We start from the raw sequence: 1,179 nt of genomic DNA on the forward strand, positions 1-1,179 counted from the left end.
CTCTCGGGTCGTCTCTGTGCTGGTGGTGGTGGTGGGGGGGACGGGTGCGGGTTACGTCGTCAGGGCTCCCAGCGGGAGTTCCAGGCGGACCTCCGTGCCCGTGTCGTGGCCGCCTCTGCCGATACGGATGCGGGCGCCCACCGACGCCGCCCGTTCGACCATGCCGACCAGGCCGAAGTGGCCTGCCCTGCGCAGCTGTTCGAGGGTCGTGCCGGGAGGCAGGCCGCGGCCGTCGTCGTAGACGCTGATCCGCAGGAGGCTGTCGTGGACTCCGGCCTCCACGTCGACCTTGGTGGGGGTTCCGTGGCGGTGGGCGTTCTCCATCGCTTCCGTCGCGATGGTGAGTAGCTGGCGCGCCACGGCGGGCGGGACCGGCGGTACGCCGTGGTCGCCCGTCGGGCGGTAGGTCGTGGGCAGGCCGGTCCTGGTGCTGAAGTCCCTTGTGCGGGCGGCCAGTTCGACCAGTACGTCCGTGCCCTCGTCCGGGTTCGACTCCCGCCGTAGGTCCGCCAGGAGTTCGCGGGACTCCGCGGCCGCCCTGCGGGCCGAGCGGGCCACCAGCTCCGCCTGTTGTCTGATCAGGGTCGGGTCCATGCGGTCCGCGCCCGCCGAGCCGGCCAGGCCGTCCGCCGCGAGTGCCACGCCGTGCAGGGTCTTCGCCACCGAGTCGTGCAACTCCCTTGCCAGGCGCGCTCGTTCCGCTCCTACCGCCTCCGTTACGGCGAGGCGGGCCTGGACCGTCGTCAACGCGGTCGTGGCTTCGCCGAAGCGGAGCATCAGGTTGCGCAGGGTCACTCCCACCGCGCCGGCGATCACGCACAGGCCGGGGAGGAGGAAGGTCTGCGCGACGACCTCGTGGGCGTCCGCGGCGGCGGTCTGCGCCAGCACGAGGATCACCGCCTGGAGGCTCGCGAAGCAGCCGGCGCCTCGCCAGCCGTAGACGATGCCGGCGAGGAGGGGGGTGCAGACGCTGACGTAGGCGAGCGTGCTGGTTGGCCCTGCCGAGATCAGGAGTAGTGAGCCGAACAGGGTGTCTACGGCGAGGAGGGAGGGGTGGCGTAGGAGCAGGGGGCCGAAGCGTTCCCAGTCCCTGAAGAGGACGTAGGACGCCATGAACGTGACCACTACGGCTGCGCCCACGAGGCGGGTGGCTACGCCGGGGGTGGCGTTGATGAGGGC

At 71.8% G+C, this 1,179-nt stretch carries 1 protein-coding gene; it reads right to left on the reverse strand.

The genetic code is table 11. The features are described from left to right. Window positions 1–51: 51 nt before the first annotated feature. Window positions 52–1,179: sensor histidine kinase (locus tag ACNFOC_RS54550; RefSeq protein WP_416966336.1), on the reverse strand; the 1,128-nt coding region annotated here is incomplete at its 5' end.

The organism is Streptomyces colwelliae (genome assembly GCF_048158785.1).
GTDB lineage: Bacteria > Actinomycetota > Actinomycetes > Streptomycetales > Streptomycetaceae > Streptomyces.